The following is a 6,699-nucleotide window of genomic DNA, read 5'->3' as shown; positions in this document are numbered from 1 at the left end:
GTTTTACAAAGACCAAATCAGGGCACTTTTGTCGGGCGAGATACCCGCTCATGGCTGAGCGTACTCCGAAGACCCTCGCTTCATAACTCGCAGCGGCCACAACCCCCCTTTTAGATCCTCCGCCAACAGCCACAGGCTTTCCCCGGAGGGAAGGATTATCTTTTTGTTCGACTGAGGCATAAAAAGCATCCATATCCACATGAATTATTTTGCGCAGGGGCACTTCCGGATCCATAGTCTCAAATTTACTATATATTTAAGCGATGGAAAGCCAGGGAAAGAAGGCCATTGTATTGGGAGCCACGGGCCTTGTAGGTCGTCTGCTGACCTTGGGATTACTGGACGATAAGAGGTTTTCAGAGGTCCGGATATTGACCCGGAATCCTTTTGGACTTACCCACCCCAAGCTTACAGAAACTCAAGCGGATTTGATCGCGCTTAAGGATTACAAAACTGCATTTAAAGGAGATGTAGTCTTTTGTTGTGTGGGAACGACAAAGGTAAAAACCCCGGATAAGAAGGATTACAGGGCGATTGATTATGGTATTCCCGTGGCGGCTTCACGACTGTGCAGGGAGAACGGGATCCCTGCGCTGATTGTAGTTTCTGCACTTGGGGCAAACCCGGGGAGTCGTATCTTTTATAACCGAATCAAAGGTGAAATGGAAGCTGAAGTACTTCGAAGCGGGGTACCCCATATTCAATTAGTACAACCTTCGCTCATTGGCGGAAACCGGGAGGAGACCCGCATAGGGGAACAGATCGCCCAGAAGTTTATGAGGTTTTTGCAACCCCTGTTGACAGGGCCATTGAAAAAGTACCGAATGATCGATCCGGCGGATATTGCCGATGCGATGATTTTTTTGGCAGACCACCCGCAAAAAGAACCCCGGATCCCCTCAGATGAGATTGTTAAACTGGCCCAGGCCGGACGATCGGATAAGGGGGATAAAGCCCAAATGAAATGATAGAGATTGAAAGGAAGTTTCTCGTAACTGCCCCTGACTATCGGGAAGAATCCAGGTCGCAATTACGGATTCTACAGGGTTTTCTCTCGACAGATCCCGATCGGACGATTCGCGTCCGCTGTATAGGCCCCCAGGGTTTTTTGACGATCAAAGGGAGGACCTATGATGCAGGCACTTCCCGCCCGGAGTGGGAGTACGAAATTCCGCTCAAAGAAGCAGAGGAACTGCTCTTGCTCTGCGAATCCTTTCCCGTTGAAAAAATACGGTACCAGGTGGAGGTAGGCCCACACGTTTTTGAAGTGGATGAATTTACCGGACTGAACGATGGGTTGATTCTGGCGGAAGTAGAACTCACCGCTGCCTCGGAGTCTTTTGAAAAGCCCTCCTGGTTGGGGGAGGAGGTGACCGGAGACAACAGATATTATAACTCCCAACTCAGCCTTAACCCTTTTACGAAATGGTAAGGGCTGCACGCCTGGTTATTGAAGTGCATCCGTGGTGGGCGGCCAAAGGATTTCCGCTGAGGAGAATTTAGAAGACACTTTTAAACTGCTTTAAAAAGCGGAGGTCGTTTTCACTGAGCAGGCGGATGTCTGAGATTTGATAAAGCAATAGTGCAATCCGGTCTATTCCCATTCCGAAGGCAAAACCGGAGTATTCCGAAGCGTCTATTCCGCAATTCTCGAGCACATTAGGATCCACCATACCGCATCCCATTATTTCCAGCCAACCTGTTCCCTTGGTCATCCGGTAGTCGGTTTCTGTCTCAAGCCCCCAATAGACGTCTACTTCGGCACTGGGTTCGGTGAAGGGAAAATAAGAGGGTCTCAGTCTTATTTTCGACTTTCCGAAAAGGGCTGTTGTAAAATACTGCAGGGTTTGTTTCAGGTCGGCAAAGGATACATTTTTGTCAATGTACAATCCTTCAACCTGGTGGAAAAAGCAATGTGATCGGGCCGAGATAGCTTCATTCCTGTACACCCGCCCCGGTGAAATGGTTCTTATGGGGGGTTGGTTATTTTCCATATACCGCACCTGGACCGAGGAAGTATGGGTGCGCAGGAGGATGTCGGGATTCGTCTGGATAAAAAAGGTGTCCTGCATATCCCTTGCAGGATGGTATTCGGGAAGATTGAGTGCCGTGAAATTATGCCAGTCATCCTCAATTTCGGGGCCTTCAGAAACGGTGAACCCGATCCTTGAGAAAATATCGATAATCCGATTCCGTACAATGGAGATAGGATGTCGCGCACCTAGTTCTATAGGTTCTCCCGGACGGGTAAGGTCCCCGTATTGGTTTTCACTCAGATCGCTCCCCTCAATACGTTCCCGCAACTCATTGATTTTGTCCGTAGCGGCAACTTTTAATTCATTGACCTGTTGACCAAACGCGCGTTTCTCTTCTTTCGGAATGTCTTTTAACGCTTTAAAAAAATCGTTGAGGAGTCCTTTTTTTCCAAGATATTTAATTCGGAAGGCCTCAACAGCCTCGGCGTCTTCAGTGTCAAAGTCCTGGACTTCTGCGATGTGTTTTTTCAGTTGGTCAATCATGCAGATAACGGTTTTTCCCGGTATGCCCCCTAGTGAGGCTGTGGCAGGGCACAAATGTACTATTTTTCAGCTTTTTGGAATAGGATTGTTTTCTCGGATCCAATACATACACGATTTAAAAGATTCAAAGATCTGGTCTTCGGGCACGAGTTCCGGAATGATGTCAATGCCTTCCATCAAATACCTGGGTTGCTCGAGCAAATCCACAAAGAGTATAGTGACACCCTTTTGAACAAGGCCCTGCAATACTTCTTCCATGGCGTAAAGCCCCGACTGGTCCATATACTGCATCCGGCCTAAACGCAGGATGACGGTATGCGCAGAAGGAGGTATTTGCAGGGATAGTTGTTGGAAGCCACTGGTATTCCCAAAGAAAAGGGGGCCATTAAGGTGCTTTATAAAGACTTTATCGTCGAGGGATTCGGGGAATTGCTTTTCATCGGGCCAGGCCTTTTCCTTTTCCAGGGCGCGGACCTCTGAGCGTTTTGAAGTCAGGTCGCCTATGGCCTTCATAAAAATAAGGGATGCGATAATCAGGCCAATCCCAACGGCATATACCAAATTCCAAACTGTGGCCAGGACCATTACCACGAGCATAATGACCACGTCGGCACTAATCCGTACAGGGCCTAAACGCATATTCCTGGGAAGGCTGGGAATGGCCTTTAACCCCCGGTAATCCATAACGCTAATCCCAACGGTGATCAGGATTCCGGCCAGTACGGCAGCGGGTATTTGGGAAGCTACCGGACCCAGGGCGAGCAGGATAAAGAGTAGCAGAACCCCTGAAATCATACCCGACAATCTGGAAGTCCCACCCGCATTGATGTTTACCACTGTGCGAATGGTGGCACCAGCTCCCGGCAGTCCCCCGAAAAGGGACGCAATGCTATTGCCGATTCCCTGGCCGATGAGCTCCCGGTTGGGCTCGTGTCTCGTTTTAGTCATATTGTCGGCTACGACAGATGTCAGGAGCGAATCTATGGCGCCCAGGAGCGCCAGGGTAAATGCGGTAAATAAATAGGGGGTAATGGTCTGCATGTCGAATTCTGTAAATATCCGGAATTCAGGTAATGGCAATCCCTGTGGGATGGTTTCGATTGGACGGTATTGTATATTGAAAAAATAGGCCACCCCGGATACTGCTAAAAGGGCTACAAGTGTACTGGGAATTACCCGGGTGATTTTTTTGAAACCATAGATGATAAGTATGGTGGTCAGGGTAAGTATCAATTCAACCCAATTCAAATGCTCCAGGGCCCTTGGCAGGACACGGATGGCCCCAACCACTCCGGAGGCCTGAGATCCGGCAAGGGTCTGCGCTTCCTTACGGATAGCCTCTGAGGTAATTTCTCCAGACCTTTCGATGGTTTCCTTAAAGTCTTCAAGGACCAGGATGCCTTCTCCTGCTTCTTCTTCCAGAATGTTTTCCAGGAGTAATTCTTCGGCCTGTGGTTTAAAAATATCTATATACTCCGAATCTTCTTTGGGATAATAGCCGAGGGCAGGCAGGAGTTGCGTTATAATAATGATCAGGCCAATAGCCGTCATAAAACCCGAGATAACAGGATAGGGGATATACCGTATATACATGCCCAGTTTGAGCACTCCGAGGAGAACCTGCATTAACCCAGCCAAAAGGAACACCATAAGGATTGCCGGCAGGGCCTGGTCCAGGACGCCATTGTAAGTGGCTACTATCCCGGCAATTACAACCATACTCACTGCGGTCATAGGTGCAGTAGGTCCTGAAATCTGAGTTGGGGTGCCTCCGAAGAGAGCTGCAAAAAAACTGATAAAAATAGCGCCGTATAGTCCTGCGCTGGGCCCCAATCCTGAACTAACACCGAAGGCAAGGGCCAGGGGCAGGGCGACGATCCCAGCTGTAATGCCCCCGAAAAGATTTCCTTTTATATTTGAGAACAGGTGCTTCAATGATGTTCGGATTTGAGTGAAAAGGTCGTCTGCCAGTCAATTGTCCGGAGTGAAATCGCGGGGCGGACGGGGGTACTGACCATCAGCCTTACAGGAAACGAACCTCTCCAGAGGCGATATCGTACATGGCTCCGGAGATCAGGATTTCCCCATCTTCTTCCATCATACGGAGGACGGGGCTGAGTTTTCGAACATTCTCTATAGTCAAACGCACGTTGGTTTCAGCTACCTGATCTACAAATGAAAGATTTTGGGAGGTGCGTTCTTCGGGTTTTTCAGGTGTTGTAACCGCCTGAACAGCGGGCTTTATTTTAGACAACAGGGTGGTGAGGTTTCCCATTCGCGCATCGTCGCAAGCTCCTTTGACAGCTCCGCACGAGGTATGTCCGAGGACTAAAATCAGTTTTGTCCCGGCCAGTTTACAGGCGAATTCCATACTTCCCAGCAAATCGTCATTGACGATATTCCCGGCAACACGAACGCTGAAAATATCCCCTACACCCTGATCAAAAACGAGTTCAGCTGAAACTCTGGAGTCTATACAACTCAGGATGGTCGCAAAGGGGTATTGGCCCGTTGAGGTCGCCTGTACCTGTTGCAGGAGATCCCTTTGGGCCTGGCGGTTTGCAACAAAACGTTCATTGCCACTCCGGAGCAAGGCCAGCGCTCCCGCGGGTGTTATCGCGGCCTGATCTTCTTTAGTAAGTGCATTCATATTGGATGGTATTTTCAGGTGTTTTAGGCCTGAAGGTTTATATGTTCAGAATAATTGATGGGGTTATGGATTTCCCCCTTCTCGGAGATCAGCAGAATATCGATATTACGATCCCGGGCCTTAAACGCAAAGTCATCCAGGATTTCAATTATATCATTGTCCAGATACCGCGTTTTCTTAAGGTCAAGTTCCAGGAACGTACCTTCAGGGAGACCATCTAATTCTTTGAGAATGGCACCTTTATTGAAAAAGGTGACCTCTTCGGCCAGCGTCATACGAATCCTGTGTTGGTCGTTACTTCTGTCCACTATGTGTAAAAAGTGGCTGTTTTGGTAGCTTTTGAATAGGATGACCACAATGCCAACCCCAAGCCCGAGTCCGATACCAACCAGGAGGTCGGTAAAAATGATTCCCAGAACAGTAACAATAAAGGGAATGAACTGCTTCCAGCCCATGGAGTACATATGTCTAAAGAGGGTGGGTTTAGCCAGTTTATAGCCGACCAAAAAGAGTATTGCGGCCAGAACAGAAAGGGGGATTTTATTGAGAAGCCCGGGGATCAGGATTACGGAAATCAGCAGGAAAAACCCGTGGATTACAGCAGAGAGTTTTGTCCGTCCGCCCGACTGTATATTGGCTGAACTCCGGACGATTACCTGGGTAACCGGCAGTCCTCCGATAAGGCCTGAGATCATATTCCCCACCCCTTGCGAAAGCAGCTCCCGGTTTGTGGGAGTCACCCGCTTCATCGGATCGAGTTTATCGGTGGCCTCCACGCAAAGTAAGGTCTCAAGGCTCGCTACGAGGGCTATGGTAAATGCCGTTATCCATATTTCAGGCTGTCCGATAAGTCCGAAATTAGGGAAACTGAATTGGGCAAGGAAGGAAGCGGCATCTTCGGGGACCGGTACATTAACCAGGTGCTCAGATGAGATTCCCCAAAACGTGTTATCCCGGGTCACCATAAAAAACAGGATTCCACTGACTACCGCAACCAGAGGACCCTGAACCAATTGAAAAAATTTATGCTTTCTGGTCAGGATCCGGTCCCACAGGATTAGAATTCCCAGGCCGATAAGCGCTATCAGGGTAGAGCCCGGTGAAATATTCTGAAAAGTCCTTAAAATTTCTGAGAAGGTAGTTTCCCCATCGACCTGTATGAAGGCAAAATCGCCCTCGGGGTCCGCGTCATACCCAAAGAAATGCGGAATCTGTTTCAGGATAATGATGATTCCAATTCCGGTCAGCATCCCTTTGATGACAGAAGACGGAAAGTAATACCCGATAACCCCCGCTTTCAGGAACCCAAAAACCATTTGGATGGCACCTCCCAGGACCACGGCAAGCAGGAAGTTCTCATAGCCCCCGAGGGTTCCAATGGCTGTTAAAACAATAGCGGCCAATCCTGCCGCCGGGCCGCTCACCCCTACCTGGGACCCGCTGAGCATCCCGACAACAACCCCGCCGACGATACCCGCGATAACCCCTGAAAAGAGGGGTGCACCACTGGCCAAAGCGATGCCCAGACAC

6 protein-coding genes and 1 pseudogene are annotated in these 6,699 nt (G+C 49.2%); 2 read left to right on the top strand and 5 right to left on the bottom strand.

Annotated elements, in window-relative coordinates; translation table 11 throughout:
• A pseudogene (locus tag WBV75_RS04630) lies at window positions 1-235 on the bottom strand (DNA polymerase IV); the annotation flags it as partial.
• 28 nt (window positions 236-263) lie between these two features.
• Between WBV75_RS04630 and WBV75_RS04625 the strand changes: the two are divergent.
• Window positions 264-968 (top strand): NAD(P)H-binding protein, encoded by a 705-nt coding sequence (locus WBV75_RS04625; protein WP_424119480.1) that lies wholly within the window; start codon window positions 264-266, stop codon window positions 966-968.
• The gene (locus WBV75_RS04620) at window positions 965-1,432 is read left to right on the top strand and encodes a CYTH domain-containing protein (protein ID WP_424119479.1); all 468 of its coding nucleotides are present in this window, start codon (window positions 965-967) and stop codon (window positions 1,430-1,432) included. Before WBV75_RS04625 ends, WBV75_RS04620 begins: the two co-directional genes overlap by 4 nt.
• Before the next feature lie 67 nt (window positions 1,433-1,499).
• Here WBV75_RS04620 and pheS read toward each other — a convergent pair whose 3' ends face one another.
• The 4 genes from pheS to WBV75_RS04600 all read right to left on the bottom strand — a co-directional run.
• Window positions 1,500-2,519: a phenylalanine--tRNA ligase subunit alpha gene (pheS, locus tag WBV75_RS04615; protein WP_424119478.1), complete on the bottom strand. Its 1,020-nt coding sequence runs from the start codon at window positions 2,517-2,519 to the stop codon at window positions 1,500-1,502.
• 66 nt (window positions 2,520-2,585) lie between these two features.
• Window positions 2,586-4,454, bottom strand: coding sequence for a SulP family inorganic anion transporter (locus tag WBV75_RS04610; protein WP_424119477.1), 1,869 nt, complete (start codon window positions 4,452-4,454; stop codon window positions 2,586-2,588).
• 88 nt (window positions 4,455-4,542) lie between these two features.
• A complete protein-coding gene (locus tag WBV75_RS04605; protein WP_424119476.1) occupies window positions 4,543-5,169 on the bottom strand; it encodes a carbonic anhydrase family protein in 627 nt (208 codons plus the stop codon).
• A gap of 23 nt (window positions 5,170-5,192) precedes the next feature.
• The coding region (locus WBV75_RS04600) for a SulP family inorganic anion transporter (RefSeq protein WP_424119475.1) at window positions 5,193-6,699 on the bottom strand (1,507 nt) is incomplete at its 5' end.

The sequence above is a fragment of the Robiginitalea sp. genome (assembly GCF_049588695.1).
Lineage (GTDB): Bacteria > Bacteroidota > Bacteroidia > Flavobacteriales > Flavobacteriaceae > Robiginitalea.
Note: the sequence above shows the minus strand (reverse complement) of the source record. Positions and strands in the feature narration are given on the sequence as shown.